16 protein-coding genes are annotated in these 20,691 nt (G+C 73.9%); 10 read left to right on the forward strand and 6 right to left on the reverse strand.

Going from position 1 to position 20,691, the window contains the following annotated elements:
* Positions 1 to 7 precede the first annotated feature (7 nt).
* The 5 genes from dxs to ACFVS0_RS01420 all read left to right on the forward strand — a co-directional run bounded on the left by dxs (position 8) and on the right by ACFVS0_RS01420 (position 6,743).
* Positions 8 to 1,894: a 1-deoxy-D-xylulose-5-phosphate synthase gene (dxs, locus tag ACFVS0_RS01400; protein ID WP_430551112.1), complete on the forward strand. Its 1,887-nt coding sequence runs from the start codon at positions 8 to 10 to the stop codon at positions 1,892 to 1,894.
* A gap of 61 nt (positions 1,895 to 1,955) precedes the next feature.
* Entirely contained in the window at positions 1,956 to 2,645 is a 690-nt protein-coding gene (locus ACFVS0_RS01405) for an HAD family hydrolase (protein WP_430586946.1), read from the forward strand.
* A 96-nt stretch (positions 2,646 to 2,741) separates the two neighbouring features.
* A complete protein-coding gene (gene pflB, locus ACFVS0_RS01410) occupies positions 2,742 to 4,997 on the forward strand; it encodes a formate C-acetyltransferase (RefSeq protein ID WP_430586947.1) in 2,256 nt (751 codons plus the stop codon).
* Positions 4,998 to 4,999: 2 nt separating this feature from the next.
* A complete protein-coding gene (gene pflA, locus ACFVS0_RS01415; protein WP_430586948.1) occupies positions 5,000 to 5,860 on the forward strand; it encodes a pyruvate formate-lyase-activating protein in 861 nt (286 codons plus the stop codon).
* Positions 5,861 to 5,987: 127 nt separating this feature from the next.
* The gene (locus tag ACFVS0_RS01420) at positions 5,988 to 6,743 is read left to right on the forward strand and encodes a PIG-L deacetylase family protein (RefSeq protein WP_430586949.1); all 756 of its coding nucleotides are present in this window, start codon (positions 5,988 to 5,990) and stop codon (positions 6,741 to 6,743) included.
* Positions 6,744 to 6,758: 15 nt separating this feature from the next.
* On the opposite strand, the gene ACFVS0_RS01425 is transcribed toward ACFVS0_RS01420, so the two are convergent.
* Positions 6,759 to 7,862 (reverse strand): glutamate--cysteine ligase, encoded by a 1,104-nt coding sequence (locus ACFVS0_RS01425; protein WP_430551117.1) that lies wholly within the window; start codon positions 7,860 to 7,862, stop codon positions 6,759 to 6,761.
* Between the two features lie 181 nt (positions 7,863 to 8,043).
* On the opposite strand from ACFVS0_RS01425, the gene ACFVS0_RS01430 reads away from it, so the two are divergent.
* Positions 8,044 to 9,432 carry a pyridoxal phosphate-dependent decarboxylase family protein gene (locus ACFVS0_RS01430; RefSeq protein WP_430586950.1) on the forward strand — a complete coding sequence of 463 codons (1,389 nt, stop codon included), beginning with the start codon at positions 8,044 to 8,046 and terminating at the stop codon, positions 9,430 to 9,432.
* 107 nt (positions 9,433 to 9,539) lie between these two features.
* Here ACFVS0_RS01430 and ACFVS0_RS01435 read toward each other — a convergent pair whose 3' ends face one another.
* The 4 genes from ACFVS0_RS01435 to ACFVS0_RS01450 form a co-directional block, all read right to left on the reverse strand.
* The gene (locus ACFVS0_RS01435; protein WP_430562320.1) at positions 9,540 to 11,684 is read right to left on the reverse strand and encodes a 3-hydroxyacyl-CoA dehydrogenase NAD-binding domain-containing protein; all 2,145 of its coding nucleotides are present in this window, start codon (positions 11,682 to 11,684) and stop codon (positions 9,540 to 9,542) included.
* A gap of 4 nt (positions 11,685 to 11,688) precedes the next feature.
* On the reverse strand, positions 11,689 to 12,948 hold the full coding sequence (locus ACFVS0_RS01440) for a thiolase family protein (RefSeq protein WP_430551120.1): 1,260 nt from the start codon (positions 12,946 to 12,948) through the stop codon (positions 11,689 to 11,691).
* A 166-nt stretch (positions 12,949 to 13,114) separates the two neighbouring features.
* Positions 13,115 to 14,344, reverse strand: a complete 1,230-nt coding sequence (locus ACFVS0_RS01445; RefSeq protein WP_430586951.1) for an HRDC domain-containing protein — start codon at positions 14,342 to 14,344, stop codon at positions 13,115 to 13,117.
* On the reverse strand, positions 14,341 to 14,940 hold the full coding sequence (locus ACFVS0_RS01450; RefSeq protein ID WP_430551122.1) for a DUF3000 domain-containing protein: 600 nt from the start codon (positions 14,938 to 14,940) through the stop codon (positions 14,341 to 14,343). Before ACFVS0_RS01450 ends, ACFVS0_RS01445 begins: the two co-directional genes overlap by 4 nt.
* A gap of 248 nt (positions 14,941 to 15,188) precedes the next feature.
* Here ACFVS0_RS01450 and gndA point away from each other — a divergent pair, with 248 nt between their 5' ends.
* The 4 genes from gndA to ACFVS0_RS01470 are packed head-to-tail and all read left to right on the forward strand — an operon-like array spanning position 15,189 to position 20,039.
* Positions 15,189 to 16,625, forward strand: a complete 1,437-nt coding sequence (gene gndA, locus ACFVS0_RS01455) for an NADP-dependent phosphogluconate dehydrogenase (RefSeq protein WP_429763709.1) — start codon at positions 15,189 to 15,191, stop codon at positions 16,623 to 16,625.
* Positions 16,622 to 17,968 (forward strand): hypothetical protein, encoded by a 1,347-nt coding sequence (locus ACFVS0_RS01460; protein WP_430586952.1) that lies wholly within the window; start codon positions 16,622 to 16,624, stop codon positions 17,966 to 17,968. The genes gndA and ACFVS0_RS01460 overlap by 4 nt, the downstream gene beginning before the upstream one ends.
* Positions 17,965 to 19,287 carry a carboxylate--amine ligase gene (locus ACFVS0_RS01465; RefSeq protein ID WP_430586953.1) on the forward strand — a complete coding sequence of 441 codons (1,323 nt, stop codon included), beginning with the start codon at positions 17,965 to 17,967 and terminating at the stop codon, positions 19,285 to 19,287. The genes ACFVS0_RS01460 and ACFVS0_RS01465 overlap by 4 nt, the downstream gene beginning before the upstream one ends.
* Positions 19,284 to 20,039, forward strand: a complete 756-nt coding sequence (locus ACFVS0_RS01470) for an aspartate/glutamate racemase family protein (protein ID WP_430586954.1) — start codon at positions 19,284 to 19,286, stop codon at positions 20,037 to 20,039. The genes ACFVS0_RS01465 and ACFVS0_RS01470 overlap by 4 nt, the downstream gene beginning before the upstream one ends.
* 90 nt (positions 20,040 to 20,129) lie before the next feature.
* Here the strand turns inward: ACFVS0_RS01470 and ACFVS0_RS01475 are convergent, their stop codons facing one another.
* Complete coding sequence (locus tag ACFVS0_RS01475; RefSeq protein ID WP_430551127.1) at positions 20,130 to 20,627, reverse strand: hypothetical protein; 498 nt, start codon at positions 20,625 to 20,627, stop codon at positions 20,130 to 20,132.
* Between the last annotated feature and the right edge of the window lie 64 nt (positions 20,628 to 20,691).

A 20,691-nucleotide genomic window follows, 5' to 3' on the forward strand; every position in this document is an offset into this window, starting at 1 on the left:
GGAACGCATGAGCCTGCTGAGCAGCATCGGCTCGCCCGAGGACGTCCGCCGGCTCTCGCCGGAGCAGACGACGCAGCTCGCGGCGGAGATCCGGGCCTTCCTGGTCGACCAGGTGTCGCGGACGGGTGGGCACCTGGGGCCGAACCTGGGCGTCGTCGAGCTGACGATCGCCCTGCACCGCGTCTTCGCGTCGCCGCGGGACACCCTCGTCTTCGACACGGGGCACCAGGCGTACGTGCACAAGCTCCTCACGGGCCGGCAGGACTTCTCCGCGCTGCGCAAGGCGGGCGGCATGTCCGGCTACCCCTCGCGCGCCGAGTCCGAGCACGACGTCGTCGAGAACTCGCACGCGTCCACGGCGCTGTCGTGGGCGGACGGTGTCGCCAAGGCGAACGCCGTGCAGGGGCACCCCGAGCGGCACGTCGCCGCGGTCATCGGCGACGGCGCGCTCACCGGCGGCATGGCCTGGGAGGCGCTGAACAACATCGCGGCCTCGCAGGACCGCCGCCTCGTGATCGTCGTCAACGACAACGGACGCTCGTACTCGCCGACCATCGGCGGCGTCGCGAACCACCTCGACACCCTCCGCACCACCCGCGGGTACGAGGCCTTCCTGTCGTGGGGCAAGCGCACCCTGCACCGCACGGGCGCGCCCGGGCGCTTCGCCTACGACTGGCTGCACGGGCTGAAGAAGGGCCTCAAGGACGTCGTCGCGCCGCAGGGGATGTTCGAGGACCTCGGGCTGAAGTACGTCGGTCCGGTCGACGGGCACGACGTCGTGGCCATGGAGCACGCGCTGCGCCGGGCCAAGGCGTACGGCGGCCCCGTGATCGTGCACGCCATCACCGAGAAGGGCCGGGGCTACACGCCGGCCGAGCAGGACGTCGCCGACCGGTTCCACGCCGTCGGGCAGATCCACCCCGAGACCGGCCTGCCCGTCGCGCCGTCGCGGTTCGGCTGGACCAAGGTCTTCGCGGACGAGATCGTGAAGATCGGGCGCGACCGGCCGGACGTCGTCGGGATCACCGCGGCGATGCTGCACCCCGTGGGGCTGGCGCCGTTCGCGCAGGAGTTCCCGGACCGCACCTTCGACGTCGGGATCGCCGAGCAGCACGCCGTGACCTCGGCGGCGGGCATGGCGTTCGCCGGCCTCCACCCCGTGGTCGCCGTCTACGCCACCTTCCTCAACCGCGCCTTCGACCAGGTCCTCATGGACGCGGCGCTGCACAAGGCGGGCGTGACGTTCGTGCTGGACCGGGCCGGCATCACGGGCGACGACGGCGCGAGCCACAACGGCATGTGGGACATGGCGATGCTGCGCATCGTCCCCGGGCTGCGGCTCGCGGCGCCCCGCGACGAACCCACGCTGCGGGCGGCCCTGCGCGCCGCCGTGGACGTGGACGACGCCGCGACGGTCGTGCGGTACCCCAAGGGCGCCCTCTCCGACCCCGTCCCGGCCCTCGAGTCGCTCGACGGCGTCGACGTGGTCGCCCGTCACACGGCGGCCCCGGGCGCGGACGGGCGCAAGGTCCTCGTCGTCGGCGTCGGCTCCATGGTGGGCACGGCGCTCGCGGCGGGAGAGTCCCTCGCCGCGCACGGCCTCGCGGTGGACGTCGTGGCTCCCACCTGGGTGCTCCCGGTGCCCGAGGCGCTCGTGAAGCTCGCCGGCGAGCACGACCTCGTGCTGACGATCGAGGACGGCGTCGTCGACGGCGGCGTCGGCGCGACGACCGCACAGCGGGCGGGGGAGCAGGGCGTGCGGACCCCGTTCGTGCACGTCGGCCTCCCGGTGGCCTTCCTCGACCACGCCAGCCGCGACCAGATCATCGGCCAGCAGCGGATGCGGGCCGAGGACGCCGTGCGCGACGCCCTCGCCGTGCTCGCCCGGGACTGACGGCCGGCCGCCGCGGCGAGACGACCCGGTGCGGCCGCGCCCCGGCAGCTAGCCTCCCGTCATGATCTGGCTGCTCGACCTCGACAACACCCTGGTGGGCCGCGCGGAGGCGCTCGAGGCGTGGGCCTCGGGCGAGGTCGACCGGGCCGCGCTCGGCCCCGCGGACCTCGCCGCGATCCTCGCGGCCGACGAGGGCGGGCACGGCTCCAAGGAGGCGCTCGCGCGGGTGCTGATCGCGCGACTCGGCTGGGACGACGACGTCCCCGCCGCGATCCGGCGGTTCCGCGCCGGCATCCTCGACGGCGTCCGGGTCTACGACGGCGTCCTCGTCACCCTCGACGTGCTGCGTAACGCCGGGCACCGGGTGGCCGTCGTGACCAACGGGACGTCGGCGCAGCAGCGCGGCAAGGTCGCGCGCTGCGGGCTGGAGGCCCACGTGGACGCGATCGTCGTCTCGGAGGAGGAGGGCGTCGCGAAGCCCGACCCCCGGCTGCTCGAGGTGGCACTCGAGCGGCTCGGTGCCGCGGACGCCGACCGGCGGCAGGTCTGGATGGTGGGCGACGCCGCGCACGCCGACGTCGCCGCCGGCCGCGCGGCCGGCACCCGCACGGCGTGGGTGTCGCACGGCCGGTCGTGGGACGGCCCGGGCCGGCCCGACGTCGTCGCGCCGACGACGCGCGAGGCGATCGCGCTGGCCGCCGACATGTCCGCGGCCCTGTCCGGCTCCCCGCCCGGCGCCGTCCTGGGCTGACCTCGACGGGTGTCTGCGACGTCACAGCCGTTCGGCATCGCTTGTGAAGGCATTCACGAATAGGCTGTGGTCATACCTCAGAAGGAGAGGGCTCCTATGACCACCGACGCGGCACCCACGACGACCACCGCCTGGACGGGCTTCACCCCGGGACCCTGGTGCGACGGCATCGACGTGCGCGACTTCATCCAGCGCAACTACACCCCGTACACCGGTGACGACACGTTCCTCGCGGGACCGACGGCGCGCACCACCGCGGTGTGGGACAAGCTGTCGGCGATGTTCCCCGCCGAGCGCGAGAAGGGTGTCTACGACGTCGACCCGCACACCCCGGCGGCCATCACCGCGCACGGCCCGGGCTACATCGACCGCGACGCCGAGCTGATCGTCGGTCTGCAGACCGACGCCCCGCTCAAGCGCGCGATCATGCCGAACGGCGGCTGGCGCATGGTCGAGGGCGCGCTGAAGACGTACGGCTACCCCGTCGACGAGAACCTGCGGAAGGTCTTCACGGAGTACCGCAAGACGCACAACCAGGGCGTCTTCGACATCTACCCGCCGAACGTCCGCGCCGCCCGCAGCTCGCACATCATCACGGGCCTGCCGGACGCCTACGGCCGCGGCCGGATCATCGGCGACTACCGCCGGGTGGCCCTGTACGGCGTCGACCAGCTGATCGCCGCGAAGAAGGTCGACAAGCTCGGCCTCGACGTCCAGCCGTTCAGCGAGTCCGTGGTGCGCGAGCGCGAGGAGCACGCCGAGCAGATCCGCGCGCTCGGCGAGCTCAAGGAGATGGCCGCGTCCTACGGGTACGACATCTCCGGTCCGGCGACGACGGCGCGCGAGGCCGTGCAGTGGCTCTACTTCGGCTACCTCGCCGCGGTGAAGGAGCAGAACGGCGCCGCGATGTCCCTCGGGCGCACGTCGACGTTCCTCGACGTCTACATCGAGCGCGACCTGGCCGCCGGGCGGCTCACCGAGCCCGAGGCGCAGGAGATCGTCGACGACTTCGTCATCAAGCTGCGGATCGTGCGCTTCCTGCGCACCCCCGAGTACGACGCGCTGTTCTCCGGCGACCCGACCTGGGTCACCGAGACCATCGGCGGCATGGGCGAGGACGGTCGCCCGCTCGTCACCAAGAACTCGTTCCGCTTCCTGCAGACCCTGTACAACCTGGGGCCGGCGCCCGAGCCGAACATGACGGTCTTCTGGAGCCCGCGGCTCCCCGAGGGGTTCAAGGAGTTCTGCGCCAAGGTGTCGATCGACACCTCCGCGGTGCAGTACGAGTCCGACGAGCAGATCCGCCCCGCCTGGGGCGACGACGCCGCCATCGCGTGCTGCGTCTCGCCGATGGCCGTGGGCAAGCAGATGCAGTTCTTCGGCGCGCGGGTGAACCTGGCCAAGGCGCTGCTGTACGCGATCAACGGCGGCAAGGACGAGGTCACCGGCAAGCAGGTCTCCCCGGCGTTCCCCGCCGTGGCGCCGGGCCTGCCGCTCGACTACGACGACGTGCGCGCCCGTTTCGACCGCACCATGGACTGGCTCGCCGAGACGTACGTCGAGGCCCTGAACTGCATCCACTGGTCGCACGACAAGTACGCGTACGAGCGGCTCGAGATGGCCCTGCACGACCGGGACGTGCTGCGCACCATGGCCTGCGGCATCGCGGGCCTGTCGGTCGCTGCGGACTCCCTGTCGGCGATCCGGTACGGCCGCGTGGTCCCGGTGGCCGACGAGAACGGCATCATCGTGGACTACGACATCGACGGCGACTACCCGGCCTACGGCAACGACGACGACCGCGTCGACGCCATCGCCGTCGAGCTGGTCGAGTCGTTCATGGCCAAGATCCGCAGCCACCGGATGTACCGCGACGCCGTGCCCACCCAGTCGGTGCTGACGATCACGTCCAACGTGGTCTACGGCAAGGCGACGGGGAACACCCCGGACGGCCGCCGCGCGGGCGAACCCTTCTCGCCGGGCGCCAACCCGATGAACGGCCGCGACACGCACGGCATGCTCGCGTCCGCGCTGTCGGTCGCGAAGCTGCCCTACGACCAGGCGCAGGACGGGATCTCGCTGACCAACACCGTCGTGCCGTCCGGCCTCGGCCGCACCCGCGAGGAGCAGGTGGCGAACCTCGCCGGCCTTCTCGACGCCTCGGTGGGCGCCGACGGCTACCACATGAACGTCAACGTCCTCGTGCGCGCGACGCTCGAGGACGCGATGGAGCACCCGGAGAAGTACCCGCAGCTCACGATCCGCGTCTCCGGCTACGCGGTGAACTTCGTGCGGCTGACCCGCGAGCAGCAGCTCGACGTGCTGTCGCGGACCTTCCACGGGGGGCTCTGACCATGACTGCCGGCCCGGCGTTGCTGGACGCCCCCTCCCGGCGCCGGGCCGGCGCCGGCCTGCGGGGGATCGAGACGACCGAGGTGGACCGGTCCGACCGCCTGGCGCTGATGCGCTCGGGCGAGCTCGGCTCGGTGCACTCCTGGGAGCTCGTGACCGCCGTGGACGGCCCCGGCACGCGGCTCACCGTGTTCCTGAGCGGCTGCCCGCTGCGGTGCCTGTACTGCCACAACCCCGACACCCTGGCGATGAAGGACGGCGAGCCCGTTCTCGCCGAGGACCTGCTGGCGCGCGTGACCCGGTACCGCGGCATCTTCACCGCGACCGGCGGCGGCCTCACGCTCTCGGGCGGCGAGGTGCTCATGCAGCCCGCGTTCGCCGCGCGCGTCCTGCGCGGTGCGAAGGAGCTCGGGGTGCACACGACCCTCGACACCTCCGGATTCCTCGGGTCGAACGCGACCGACGCGATGCTCGACGACACCGACCTGGTGCTCCTCGACATCAAGGCGGGCGACGAGGAGACCTACCGCCGCGTCACCGGGCGCTCCCTGGCGCCCACGCTCCGGTTCGGGCGTCGGCTCGCCGAGCGCGGCGTGAGGGTCTGGGTGCGGTTCGTGCTGGTGCCCGGGCTCACCGACGACCCGGAGAACGTCGCCGCGGTCGCGCGGCACGCCGCGGACATCGAGGCCGTGCGGCCCGGCACGGTCGAGCGCGTCGAGGTGCTGCCGTTCCACCAGATGGCCCGCGACAAGTGGGCGGAGCTCGGGCGCACCTACGAGCTCGACGACACGCAGCCGCCGACGCCCGAGGCGACCGAGGCCGTGCGCGAGGTCTTCCGCGCCCACGGGCTCACCACCTACTGAGTCGGCGGCTGAGTCGGCGGCTGAGTCGGCGGCTGAGTCGGCGGCTGAGTCGGCGGGTAGGTCGTCGGACGTCGGCTCGCGACGGACGACGCGCGCGACCGCGCGCCGTCGTCGCTAGCGTGACGGTATGACGACGACGCCGGACGACGCCCCGCTGCGGCCCCTCGACGAGAGCTGGACGACGGCGCTCGCGGTGGTGGCGCACCCCGACGACATGGAGTTCGGCGCTGCGGCGGCGGTCGCCCGCTGGACCGGGCAGGGCAAGCGCGTCGCCTACACCATGGTGACCAGCGGCGAGGCCGGGATCGACGGCATGCGCCCGGACGAGGCGCGCCGGGTGCGCGAGGCCGAGCAGGTCGCCTCCGCGAGGGCCGTCGGCGTCGAGGAGGTCGAGTTCCTCGGGTTCGCCGACGGGGTGATCGAGTACGGCCTGCCGCTGCGCCGGGCGATCGCGGGTGCGGTGCGCCGGCACCGTCCCGAGGTCGTCATCACGGGGAACTACCGCGAGACCTTCCCCGGCGGGATGCTCAACCAGGCCGACCACATCGCGACCGGGCGCGCCGTCGTCGACGCGGTGCGCGACGCAGGCAACCGCTGGGTCTTCACCGACCAGCTCGAGGCCGAGGGCCTCGAGCCGTGGGGCGGCGTGCGGCAGGTGTGGGTGGCCGGGTCGCCCGCCGCGGAGCACGCGGTGGACGTCACCGCGACGTTCGACGCGGGTGTCGCGTCGCTGCGGGCCCACGCCGCCTACCTCGACGGCCTCGGGTGGGACCACTTCGACCCGGCCGAGTTCCTCGCCCGGATGACGTCGGTCACGGGGCCGCGCCTCGGCGTGCAGCACGCGACCCCGTTCGAGGTGCTCCGCATGGGCTGGGACGACTGACGCGAGACCGCGCGCTCAGGCGTGGGTGACCTCGACGGCGCGATCCACGACGGCGCGCAGGTCGCCCGACTCCGCGTGCCAGGCGCGTTGCCGTGCTGCACCGCCGCCCCCGGCCCACAGCCGTCCGAGGAGCTCGGTGACCGCGTCCAGGTCGCCGTCGTCGGTGAGCGCCTCGCGCACGTGCGCCACGAGCTGCCCGACGACGTCGTGCGCGGGTGCGGGCTGCCACGTGTGCGGCGACAGCAGCTCCGTCGACAGCCCCGAGCGACCTGCGCGCCACGAGGCGGTGCGCAGCAGCTCGGGCCGCAGCACCGGCGCGGCGAGCCCTTCCGAGGCCTCGCGTGCCGCGGTCTCGACGAGTCCGCGGGCGAGGGCACCCAGCAGGGTGGCCGTGTCGGCGTCGAGGCAGACGTCGGCGACACGGATCTCGACGGTGGGGTAGCGGGAGGAGAGCCGGGCGTCGAAGTACACCATGTTCTGGTCGAGGATCGTCCCGGTGGCGACGAGGTCGTCGACCGCCTGCCGGTAGGCCTCCGGGGACCCGAAGGAGCGGGCCGGCCCGGACGTGGGCCAGCGCGCCCACACCTGGGAGCGGTAGCTGGCGAAGCCGGAGTCCTCGCCCTGCCAGAAGGGCGAGTTCGCGCTCAGCGCGAGCAGCACGGACAGCCACGGCCCGATGCGGTCGAGGACGGCCACGCCCTCGGCGTCGTCGGCCACGGCGACGTGCACGTGGCAGCCGCTGGTGAGCTGCTCGCGGGCCGTGAGGCCGAATGCCGCCCGCGCCTCCAGGTAGCGCAGCCGCGCCACCGTCGTGCCCTCGAACGGCCACGGGGACGTGGCCAGCGCCGCGACCCGCACCCCGACCCGGTCGGCCGCCGCCTGGGCGCGCTGCCGGCCCGCGCGGACCTCGGCGGCGAGGTCGGTGAGCTCGTGACGCGGGTGGGTCGCCGTCTCGAGCTGTTCCTCCATGAACTCGGTCTCGAGCGCGCCTCCGCCGGTCTCGGGAGACCTCGTCAGGTCGACGCCCGAGGCGTCGAGCGCCTCGCTGGCCCGTGCGACCGGCCGTCCGTCGTCCCCGACCAGCAGGAACTCCTCCTCGATACCCATGGTCCGCTTCATGCGGGGAAGTCTCACACGCGTGCGTGATCGTCGCGCGCTTCCGCCGGCCCGCGGGTCTTCGCAGCGAGGACGTCCCGAGCGTCGGGCGCTGCCCTCCCTCCTACCGAGGCCGTTCCGCCCCTTGATGTTCCCCTCGATATCCTGGCGGCGGCACCGAGGCCGGTCGCGAAGGAGCACCCGGATGACGGTCAGAGGCAAGGATTTCGAGGGCGCGCTCGACCGCGCCGTGCACCACGCGCGGGCGTGGCTCGACGACGTGGGGGAGCGGCCGGTCCCGCCACGCGCCGACGCGGACGCCGTCGGCCGCACGCTCGCCGGGCCGTTGCCCGGTCGAGGGCTCGCGCCGGCCGACGTGGTCGACGAGCTCGCCGCCCGGGTCGAGCCCGGCCTGATGGCGATCGGGTCGGGCCGGTTCTTCGGCTGGGTCATGGGCGGCACCCTGCCCGCGGCGCTGGGCGCCGACTGGCTCGTGAGCGCCTGGGACCAGAACGCCGGGATGCGGTTCTCCACGCCGGGCGTCGTCGCGGTCGAGGAGGAGGCGGGACGGTGGGTGCTCGACGCGCTCGGCCTGCCCGCGGGTTCCGACGTGGGCTTCGTGACCGGCGCGACGACGGCGAACCTCACCGGGCTGGCCGCGGCGCGCGGGGCCGTTCTCGGCCGTGTCGGGTGGGACGTCCACGAGCGGGGCCTGACGGGCGGCCCTCCGGTGCGCGTGCTGGTCGGTGCCGAGCGCCACGACTCCGTCGATCTCGCGCTGCGCTACCTCGGGCTCGGCGCCCCGACGGAGGTGGCGGCCGACGACCAGGGCCGGTTGCGCACGGACGCCCTGGCCGCCGCGCTCGCCGAGGGGCCGCCGGGTGCGCCGACGATCGTGGCTCTGCAGGCCGGCAACGTGCACTCCGGGTCCTTCGACCCCTTCGCGGAGGCGATCCCGCTCGCGCACGACCACGGCGCCTGGGTGCACGTCGACGGCGCGTTCGGCCTCTGGGCGGCCGCGACACCCAGTCTCGCCCACCTCGTGCAGGGGATCGAGGGCGCCGACTCCTGGGCGACCGACGCGCACAAGACCCTGAACGTGCCCTACGACTGCGGCGTCGCCGTCGTGGCCGACCCTGCCGCCGTGCGCGCGGCGTTCGGCGTGCACACGGCGTACCTCGTGGACGCGCCCGGCCCCGGCAACCCCTACGACAAGGCGCCCGAGCTCTCGCGGCGCGCCCGCGGCGTGCCCACCTGGGCCGCGCTGCGTTCCCTCGGGCGTGCGGGACTGTCCGGGCTCGTCGGAGGGCTGGCGGATCGCGCCCGGGCGATCGCCGAGGGCGTGGCGCGCATCGACGGCGTGCGGGTGGTCAACGAGGTCGTCTACACCCAGGTGTGCCTCGCGCTGGCTGACGACGCCCTGACGCGCGCGGCCGGCGAGCGGCTCCTCGCCGACGGCGAGACCTGGATCTCCGGCTCCCGGTGGCGCGGCCAGGACGTCCTGCGGGTCTCGGTGAGCAACTGGTCCACGGACGAGGACGACGTCGGGAGGACCGTCGAGGCGATCCGGCGCGCCGTGCGGGGCCCGGCGTAGGCGCCGACGACCCTCCGGTACGCACGCACCGGTGGCCCGGTCCCCGCGAGGGACCGGGCCACCGGTGCGTCATGAGCCGTGCGGCTCGGGTCTCCGAGGAGGGCGTGTCAGGCGACGGCCTCGGGGACGTTCGCGACGCCGTCGGGCAGGATCCGACGGCCCAGGACCTTCGCCGAGTACCCGGCGCGGTCGAGGTACGGCGTGATGCCGCCCGTGTGGAAGCCCCACCCGGCGCCGAGGATCATGCACAGGTCGATCTGCTGCGGCCCGGCGACCACGCCCTCGTCGAGCATGTGGCCGATCTCGACCGTCAGGGCCGTGAGGACCGAGTCGAGCACGCCCGCGGCGTCGAGCACCGGGGTGCCGTGCCGGCCCGTGGTGCCGGCGGGCAGCGCCTCGCCGAACACGGCCTGGATCGTCGGGTCGACCGGCTTGGGCAGCCCGGGTGCCGGGCGGTCCAGCACGACGCGCGTGCCGTCGGCGACGAGCTTCTCCAGGCCGGGGGACGTCGGGAAGCGGTCGCCCAGGTCCTCGCGCAGCGAGGTGAGCACGTGCAGTCCGACGGCGGGGCCGACGAGGTCGAAGAGCTCGAACGTCGGCATCGGGAAGCCCAGCGGCGCGAGCGCCGTGTCGGCGACCTCGACGGACGTGCCGTTCTCGATCGCCTCGACGACCTTGCCCATGACGAGCACGAGCAGGCGGTTGACGACGAAGCCCGGCCGGTCGGCGACGAGCACGGCCGTCTTGCGCAGCTTCTTCGTGATCGCGAACGCCGTCGCGAGGGCCTCGTCGGAGGTCTTCTCGGCCTTCACCACCTCGACCAGCGGCATCTGGGCCACCGGGTTGAAGAAGTGGATGCCCACCACGCGCTCCGGGTGCGCCAGGTCGGCCGCCATCTCGGTGACGGACAGCGCGGAGGTGTTCGTCGCGAGGACCGTGTCCTCGGAGACTATGCCCTCGAGCTCGGCGAAGACCTTCTTCTTCAGGCCCATGACCTCGGTGACCGCCTCGATCACCACGTCGCACGTGGCGAACTCGCCGATCTCGGTGGTGCCGGTGACGCTCGCGGCGATGCGCGCGGCGGCCTCGGGCGTCATCCGCCCGCGTCCGACCAGCTTCTCGACGGTGGACCGGACGAAGCCGAGGCCCTTGTCGACCCGCTCCTGGTCGAGGTCGCGCATGACGACGGGCACGCCGAGGCGCTGTGCGACGAGGAGGGCGATCTGCGCCGCCATGAGGCCGGCGCCGACGATGCCGACCCGGGTGACCGGGCGGGCCAGGCCCTTGTCGGGGGCGCCGACGGGCTTCTTGCCGCCCGAGACGAGCTGGAAGGCGTAGACGCTGGCGCGCATCTCGTCGGACATGATGAGGTCGGCCAGCGCCTCGTCCTCCGCGGCGAAGGCCTCCTCGCGGGTCGCGGTACGGGCCGCGGCCAGGAGGTCGAGGGCACGGTAGGGCGCCGGTCGCGAGCCCGCGACGACGGCGTCGAGCCGCTGGCGCGTGGCCGCGACGACGGCGTCCCACACCGGCTGCGGGTCGAGCTCGCGGCGGGGCACCTCGACTTCGCCGCGCAGCACGCGCGACGCCCACAGGATCGACTGCTCGAGGAAGTCGGCCGCTTCGAAGAGCTGGTCCACCAGGCCGATCGCGGCCGCCTCGGCCGCCTTGAACGGCTTCTGCGTGGCGGGCCGGGTGAGGATCACGTCGACGGCCTTCTCGATGCCCACGAGGCGCGGCACGAGGTAGGCGCCGCCCCAGCCCGGGATGAGGCCGAGGCCGGTCTCGGGCAGGCCCAGCGCGGGGGCGTCGGACGACACGGTGCGGTAGTCGCAGTTGAGCGCGACCTCGAGGCCGCCGCCGAGCGCCAGCCCGTTGACGAACGCGAACGTCGGCACACCCATGGCGTGCAGCAGCTCGTAGGCGGCGTGCCCGCCGCGGCCGAGCTCGAGCGCCTGCTCGTGCGAGGTGACGGTGGAGACCTGGAGCAGGTCCGCGCCCGCCGCGAGGAAGTACGGCTTGCCGGTGACGGCGACGGCGGCGATCTCGCCGCGGCCCGCGCGCCCCTGGAGCGCGGTGAGCGCCGCGGTGAGCTCGGCCATGCCCTCGGGGCCCAGCGTGCTGGGCTTGGTGTGGTCGAGGCCGTTGTCGAGGGTGACGAGCGCGAGCGTGCCCGCGCCGCCGGGGAGCGCGACGTCGCGGACGAGGGAGTGCGTGACGCGCTCGGCGCGGACGTCGGGGGTGTTCTCGGTCATCAGGTCAGTTCTCCTCGTCCGTCGCGGTGGTCGCGGTGGTGTGGCCCGAGTAGTCGGCGTGGTGCGGGTTCTCCCAGATCACCGTGCCGCCCTGGCCGAGGCCCACGCACATGGTGGTGACGCCGTACCGGACCTCGGGGTGCTTCGCGAACTGGTGCGCGAGCTGCGTCATGAGGCGCACGCCGGAGCTGGCCAGGGGGTGGCCCATGGCGATGGCGCCGCCGTACGGGTTGACGCGCTCGTCGTCGTCGGCGATCCCGTAGTGGTCGAGGAAGCTCAGCACCTGCACGGCGAAGGCCTCGTTGATCTCGAACAGGCCGATGTCGTCGATGGTGAGGCCGGCCTGGGCGAGCGCCCTGTCCGTGGCGGGGACCGGGCCGTAGCCCATGATCGACGGGTCGACGCCGGCGAACGCGGACGAGACCAGGCGCATCGCGACCGGCAGGCCCAGCTCGGCGGCGGTGTCGCCGGAGGCGAGCAGGGCGGCGGTGGCGCCGTCGGTCAGGGGGGACGCGTTGCCCGCGGTGACGCGGCCGCCCGGGCGGAACGGCGTCTTGAGGTTCGCGATGCCCTCGACGGTGGTGCTCGGGCGGGGCAGCTCGTCGGCGGTGGCCAGGCCCCAGCCCTGCTCGGCGGAGCGGACCGCCACGGGCACGAGCTCCGGGCCGACGTCGCCGTTGGCCAGGGCCTTGGCGTACTTGGCCTGGCTGTTCACGGCGTAGGCGTCCGCGCGCTCCTTGGTGAGGTGCGGGAACTTGTCGTGCAGGTTCTCGGCCGTGACGCCCATGTTGAGCGACTCGGGGTCCACCAGCTTCTCGGACAGGAAGCGCGGGTTCGGGTCGGCGTCGAAGCCCATCGGGTGGCGGCCCATGTGCTCCACGCCGCCCGCGATCACGACGTCGGCGCTGCCGGTCGCGATGCCGGCGGCGGTGGTCGTGACGGCGGTCATCGCGCCCGCGCACATGCGGTCGATCGCGAAGCCGGGGACGGTCTGGGGGAGGCCGGCGAGCATCCCCACGGTGCGGCCGAGGGTCAGGCCCTGGTCGCCCTGCTGGGTGGTGGCGGCGATGGCCACCTCGTCCACGCGCTCGCCCGGCAGCTCGGGGTGGCGGCGCAGCAGCTCGCGGACCGCCTTGACGACGAGGTCGTCCGCGCGGGTCTCGGCGAAGAGGCCGTCGGGCCGGGCCTTGCCGAACGGCGTGCGCACGCCCTCGACGAAGACGACGTCGCGCAGCGCGCGGCGGGCCGGGTTCCGTGTGGTCATGGAAGCTCCATCCGCTGACGAGGGTCGGGACTTCGGCGTCCGACGAGCGACGCCGCTCTCTCGGGCGACGACCCGGTGGGGCCGCGCCGAGGTACACGCTACCGCGAGTACCGGGAACAAGAGTAGACCATCGTGAGACCCGGTATCAGCCCGGGCACGGAGCGGGTCAGGCGAGCGTGGAGAAGGAGTCCTCGAGGGGCGTGGCGACCAGCTCGATCTGCCACGGGCGGGCGCCGCGGCCCCGCAGGAACTCCGCGATCTCGGCCGAGCGTGCCGGGTCCGGCGGCGTCCAGCACAGCCGGCGCAGGGCGTCCGGCTGCAGCAGGTTCTCCACGGGCACGTGCAGGTCGCCGGACATCGTGGCGAGGAGCTCGCGGGCCGTCGTGAGCCGACGGGCTGCGACGGGGTCTCGGTCGGCCCAGGTGCGGGGCTGGGGCGGGCCGTCGGTGCGCGGGCCGCGCTGGCTCGGCAGCCGGTCGTCGGGCAGGGCGAGGGCCTCGTCGATCGCGCGCTGCCACGCCGGCGCGCGGCGCCTCGTGGCCTTCCCCGCGAACTCCGGCAGGGCGGTGAGCTGCGGCACGGTGCGCGGCAGCGCACGGGCGGCCGCGACGATGGCGCGGTCGGGCAGCACCCGGCCGGGGGAGACGTCGCGGGCACGGGCGCTCGCATCGCGCGCCTGCCAGAGGCTGCGGACCACGGCCAGCTGACGACGGTCGCGGAGCGTGTGCGTGCCCGACGTGCGCCGCCACGGGTCGACGCGGGGTGCCGGCGGGGGCGCGGTGCGCTCCGCCTCGAACTCCTGGGCCGCCCACTCCGCCTTGCCGTCCGCGTCGAGCCGCTCGGCCAGGCGGTCGCGCAGGTCCACCAGCACCTCGACGTCGAGGGCGGCGTAGCGCAGCCAGTCCTCGGGCAGCGGCCGGGTGGACCAGTCGACGGCGGAGTGCTCCTTGGCCAGGCCGAGGCCGAGCAGCTCTGCGACCACAGCGGCGAGGCCGACACGCTCCAGCCCCAGCAGGCGCGCGGCGAGCTCCGTGTCGAAGACCCGTGCCGGGCGCAGCCCGTGCTCGGCGAGCCCCGGCAGGTCCTGGGACGCCGCGTGCAGCACCCACTCGGCGTCGCCCACGGCGTCGCCGATCGCCGACAGGTCGGGCAGCGCGACCGGGTCGAGCAGCGCCGTGCCGGCGCCCTCGCGCCGCAGCTGCACCAGGTAGGTGGCCTGACCGTAGCGGTAGCCGGAGGCGCGCTCCGCGTCGGCGGCGACGGGGCCGGTGCCGGCCGCGAACCGCTCGACCACGCGGTCGAGGGCGACCGGGGTGTCGACCACGCGACCGACGCCGTCCGCGGGCTCGGTGAGCGGGACGACGTCGGTGGCGGTCGGGGGGACTGCTGAGCTCATGGCCCCACGGTATGCGGTCGTGACCCGGGCCGCGGGTGTCCGCGGCCGCCCGAGCGTGCGGAGAGCGAGGCGACGCCGTCGGGCAGCGGGGGCAGGCCGCCGGCCGTCGCCATGAGGTCGCCCCACACGGCGAGGTGCACGCCGAGGTCCGTGTCCGTGGGGGTCCAGGACGCGCGGATCTCGAGGTCCACGGCGTCGGGCGTGGCACCCAGCGCGCCGAAGCTCTGGGAGAGGACACGCGTCACGGTGCCGCCGATCGCCAGGGCGTCCACGCCGGCGGCGTCGAGCGACTCCGTCACCCAGGTCCACGCGACGTCGGCCAGCAGGGGGTCGGCGGCGAGCTCGGGCTCGAGGGTGGCGCGCACCAGCGTGACGACCCGGAACGTGCCCTGCCAGGTCTCCTGCCCCTCGGGGTCGTGCAGGACGACGAACCGACCGGTGGCGACCTCCTCGCCCCCGGGCTCGGCGACCTCGCCCTCGAGGGCCACCGAGTACGGGGCCACGCGCGTGGGGCCGGGGATCTCCGCCAGGTGCACCTCGCCGCGCAGCCGCCGCTCGCGCAGGGACGCCAGCGCGGCCGCGAAGGGGGCGGGCACCTGCCGAGGATCCCGCTTCGAGTCACCCGTGCGATCGCCGGTCACGCCAGCCACCGTACGGCGCGGGGCGGCCGGTCGGGTGAAACGACGCACCGGGGGGCGGGTCGTGTCCGGATCGTGATGGTCCGTACACCTCGGCCGCCGCGCCGACTACGCTGGTCCCGGCTCCCGGGCGGGGGAGCGCGTGCGCCAGTCGCCGCCACCCGGCCGCCCGACCCGAACCGAGAACCGACGGAAGCAGGGAAACGATGACAGCTCGTGCCCAGATCGGCGTGACCGGCCTTGCGGTGATGGGCCGCAACCTCGCCCGCAACTTCGCGCGGCACGGCTACACGGTGGCGGTGCACAACCGGTCGTACGCCAAGACCCAGTCGCTGATCGCCGACGCCGGGCACGAGGGCGACTTCGTCCCGTCCGAGTCGATGGCCGACTTCGTCGCCTCCCTCGAGCGGCCCCGCAAGGTCGTCATCATGGTCAAGGCGGGCGCCGCGACGGACGCCGTCATCGACGAGCTCGTGCCGCTGCTGGAGGAGGGCGACATCGTCGTCGACGCCGGCAACGCGCACTTCCCCGACACCATCCGCCGCGAGAAGGACCTCAGCGCGAAGGGCCTGCACTTCGTGGGGACCGGCGTCTCCGGCGGCGAGGAGGGTGCGCTCAACGGCCCGTCGATCATGCCGGGCGGCACCCGCGAGTCCTACGCGAGCCTCGGCCCGATCCTCGAGGACATCTCCGCGAAGGTCGACGGCACGCCCTGCTGCACCTACGTCGGCCCGGACGGCGCCGGCCACTTCGTCAAGATGGTGCACAACGGCATCGAGTACGCCGACATGCAGCTCATCGCCGAGGCCTACGACCTGCTCAAGCAGGGCCTGGGCGCGTCGGCGGCCGAGATCGGCCAGATCTTCGCCGAGTGGAACACCGGCGACCTCGAGTCCTTCCTCATCGAGATCACGGCGGACGTGCTGCAGCACGTGGACGCCGCGACCGGCAGCGCGTTCGTCGACGTCGTGCTCGACCAGGCCGAGCAGAAGGGCACCGGCCGCTGGACGGTGCAGAACGGCCTCGACCTGGGCGTCCCGATCACGGGCATCGCCGAGGCGACGTTCGCCCGCGCCCTGTCCGGCTCCGTGCCGCAGCGGGAGGCCGGCCGTGCCGCGCTGCCCGCCGACGCGGGCACCTGGGAGATCGCGGACCGCGACGCCTTCATCGAGGACGTGCGCCTCGCGCTGTACGCGTCGAAGGTCGTCGCGTACAGCCAGGGCTTCGACCAGATCGCCGCCGCCTCCGCCGAGTACGGCTGGGACATCGACCGCGGCGCGATGGCCCGCATCTGGCGCGGCGGCTGCATCATCCGCGCGCGCTTCCTCAACCGCATCACCGAGGCGTACGAGCGCGACGCGGCGCTGCCGCTGCTGCTCGCGGACGAGTACTTCACGAACGCCGTCGGCAACGGCCTCGCCGCCTGGCGCCGCGTCGTGTCGCAGGCCGCCCTCAACGGGGTGCCCACGCCGGCGTTCTCGTCGTCCCTCGCCTACTACGACGGCGTGCGGGCCGAGCGGCTGCCCGCCGCGCTCATCCAGGCGCAGCGCGACTTCTTCGGGGCGCACACCTACCGCCGCACCGATCGCGAGGGCACCTTCCACACCGAGTGGTCGGCCGACCGCTCCGAGCAGGAGGCATGAGCGCACCCGTGAGCACCACCAGCACCGAGACCGGCCCCGGGTTCCAGCCCGTCATCGTCGGGTCGGACATCGGGGTGTACGCGCTCGCCCGCTCGTTCCACGAGCGCTACGGCGTGCGCACCACCGTCGTCGCCTTCGCGGAACCGGGCCCGATCGCGCACTCGCAGATCATCGACACCGAGCTGTCCGGCACCGCGCCCGAGCAGATCGTCGCGGCGCTCCAGGACGTGGCGGGCCGCCTGGCGGCCCCCGGTCGCGCGCTCGTGCTCCTCACCAACATGGACTGGGTGGTGCGCGTGCTCGTGCACCACCGCGGGGAGCTCGAGGCCGCGGGGTACGTGGTGCCGTTCGCGGACGCCGCGCTCATCGACCGGATCTCCGACAAGGCGGAGTTCCAGGAGGTGTGCGCCGAGCTCGGGATCCCGACGCCCGCCACCGTCATCCAGGACTTCGCCCGCGCGGCCGAGCCCGGCTGGGAGCCGCTTCCGGTCGGCTTCGACTTCCCGGTCATCGCCAAGCCCGCGAGCAGCGCCGACTACCACGACGTGCAGTTCGCGGGGAAGAAGAAGATCTACGAGATCGCGACGCCGGCCGAGCTGGACCGGCTGATGATCTCGCTGCGCGAGGCGGGCTTCCGCGGCCGGTTCCTCGTGCAGGAGAACATCCCCGGCGACGACACCCGCATGCGGTCGGTCACGGCGTACGCCGACACGAGCGGGCGGGTCACGCTGCGCTCCTCGGCGCAGGTGCTCCTGGAGGAGCGCACGCCGGCCGCCCGGGGCAACCCGTCGGCGATGATCGTCGAGCCGATCGCCGAGATCCTCGACGCCGCCCAGCGGATCCTCGAGCACACGGGCTGGCGCGGGTTCGCGAACTTCGACGTCAAGCTCGACCCGCGCGACGGCGTGTTCAAGTTCTTCGAGCAGAACCCGCGCATCGGGCGGAACAACTACTACCTCACCGCGGGCGGGCAGAACCCGACCGAGGCCCTGGTGGACGACGTCGTGCACGCCGTGCGCCGCGAGCCGGTGACGGCCGACCGCGAGGTGCTGTACTCCGTCGTGCCGAAGCGCCTGCTGCGCTCGTACGTGCTGGACCCGGAGCTGCACGCCCGCGTCGTGCGGTTGCAGCGCTCGGGCCGCACCGTGCACCCGCTGCGCTACAAGGCCGACGCGTCGCCGCGCCGTCGGCTGTACGTGCTCACGGCGATGCTCAACCACGTGCGCAAGTACCGGCAGTTCTACCCGCTGGAGGCGCTGCGCCGGAACTACGCGGCGAACACGGCGGCCGGGGCACCGGCCGGCACGTCGACCGGCGGCGCCGCGACGAAGGAGGCATCGTGACGCAGACCCCGCAGCGGCGGCTGCAGCCCGTCGTCCTGGGCGGCGACATCGGCGCGTACAGCCTGGCCCGGGCGTTCCACGAGGCGTACGGCGTGCGGTCCGTGGTCGTGTCCGGCGCCTCCACGGGCCTGGTGCGGCACTCGCGCATCCTCACCCACGTGGCCGAGCCGCAGATCGACGACCCCGAGGCGATCGTGGCGCGCCTGCGTCGTATCGCCGACGAGCACACCGACGCCGACCTGGTCGTCGTGGGCTCGGCCGACTGGCTCGTGCGGATGCTGGTGCAGCACCGCGACCGCCTGGAGGACCGCTACCTGGTGCCCTACGTGGGCGAGGAGCTGCTGCTGCGGCTCACCGACAAGGAGGAGTTCGGTGCCCTGTGCGCCGAGCTCGGCCTCGCGCACCCGACGACGGTCGTGCACGACGTCGCGTCGGGCACCGAGCCGGACACCGGCGGCCTGACGTTCCCGGTGATCGCGAAGGCGGCCAGCACGGCGGCCTACCACGACGTCGAGTTCGCCGGGAAGAAGAAGGTCTTCCTCGTGGACACGCGCGCCGAGCTGCTCGACCTGCTCGGTCGGGTGAAGGACGCCGGGTACGTCGGCTCGTTCGTCGTGCAGGACTACATCCCGGGGGACGACTCCGGCATGCGGATCCTCACCTGCTACAGCGACGCCCAGGGCAAGGTGCGGTTCTCCTCCTTCGGGCACGTGCTGCTGGAGGAGCACGCGCCGGGCGCGCTCGGCAACCCGGCCGCGATCGTCACGGGCACCCAGCCCGAGGTCGTGGAGCAGGCGCGCCGGCTGCTCGAGCACGTCGGCTGGACCGGCGTCGCGAACTTCGACCTCAAGTACGACCCGCGCGACGGGCGGTACGTGTTCTTCGAGCTCAACCCGCGCCTGGGCCGCTCGAACTACTACGTCACGTCGACGGGCGCGAACCCGGTGAAGTTCTACGTGCACGAGCACCTGCGCGGCCTCGACCCCGACCCGCGCGCCGTGCTGGGGCCCGACGTCCCGCTGTCCGGCGACGGTGAGGTCACCACCGAGCACCTGTACACGGTGCTCCCCGGCACCCTGCTGCGCCGGTACGTCGCGGACCCGGGGACCCGGACCCGCACGCGCCGCCTGCAGCTGACCCGGCGGGCGTCCAACCCGCTCTGGTACCGCAAGGAGTGGGACCCGCGCCGGGTCGCCTACCTGCTGGTGTCGCAGCTCAACCAGTACCGCAAGTACGCCCGGCACTACCCGGTGGCGCAGTCGCGGGCCCTGGCGTGGACCGGGCCGGCCGCGCCGCAGGGCGCGCGGGAGGGCGCGTGACCGCCGAGGTCGAGCACGGCGCCGGTGACGCCGGCGGGACGGTCGAGGACCGGCCCGTCGGCGTCATCGGGGGCGTGGGCCCGCTGGCCACCGCCTACTTCCTGCAGCGGGTGGTGCAGCGCACCGACGCCGAGCGCGACCAGGACCACGTGGACCTCGTCGTGCTCAACCACGCGACGATCCCGGACCGCACGGATTTCGTGCTCGGCCGGTCGCCCGCCGACCCGGGACCCGTGCTCGCGCGGGACGCCCGGCGCCTGCAGGACTTCGGCGTGCAGTTCCTCGTCATGCCCTGCAACACCGCGCACTACTTCACCCAGCAGGTGCTGGACGCGGTCACCGTGCCGTTCGTCTCGATCATCGACGTGACGGTCGCGGCGGCGCGTGCGCGGGTGCCCGGCCTGGGGCGCGTCGGCCTGCTGGCCACGGCGGGGACGGTCGCGTCGAAGGTGTACGACGACGCGTTCGCCGCCCACGGGGTCGACGTCGTCGTCCCCGACGCCGCCGACCAGGACGTCGTCAGCACGGTGATCTACGACCAGGTCAAGGCCGGCCGGCCGGCCGACCCCGACGCCCTGCGCGGGGTGGCGGCCCGGCTCGTGGAGCGCGGCGCGTCCGTCGTCGTGCTCGGCTGCACCGAGCTCTCCGTCGCCGCGGTCGACCATCACCTGCTCGACGAGGAGCCCTTCCTCGACTCCATGGACGAGCTGGTGCGCGCGACGATCACCGGGACGGGCCACCGCGTGCGCTGATCCCGCACCGCACGACCCCAGCGCCACGCACGAGGGCCCCGTCCGCCGGACGGGGCCCTCGCGCGTGCCAGGGGGTCTCGGGGACCGGGCTCAGTCGCCGATCTCGCTGGTGCCGGCGTACAGGTGCAGCACGGGGACCTGCAGGAGCTCGCGGGCGCGCGACGCCCAGTCGGAGCGGAAGGTGTCCGCGACGACGTGGGGGTAGGTCACGACGACCACGTCGTCCACGCCGTCCGGGCCGCCCTGGGCCTCGACGGCGGCGCTCAGCGCGGGCAGCGGGTCCTCCTCGGTCACCGTGCCCTCGGCGGTGGCTCCGGCCGCCCGCAGCGCCGCGAGCGACCGCTCGAGGCGCTCGGCGGCGGTCACCTTCGCCTGCTCGGGCGTGGGCTCCTTGCCCACGAGGTCCTGGCCGGCCTCGCGCAGCTCGCCCACCCACAGGTGGTCGATGATCGCGGCGACCACGTTGCGGTCGGTGTCCGAGGGGACGAGCACGCGGTAGCGCTCGGCCTGCTCGTCGTGCAGGGACAGGATGTGCGCCACGTCGGCGTCGGTGAGGGCGTCCTCGGTGAGGACGACGGTCGTCGGCATGCCAGCACCGTAGCCACCCGGGGCCGTGGATGCGAGGCCAGCGGGCCGGCGCGGGGCGGGACGT

Source organism: Isoptericola sp. NPDC058082, from assembly GCF_042885055.1.
In the GTDB taxonomy this organism is placed as follows: domain Bacteria; phylum Actinomycetota; class Actinomycetes; order Actinomycetales; family Cellulomonadaceae; genus Isoptericola.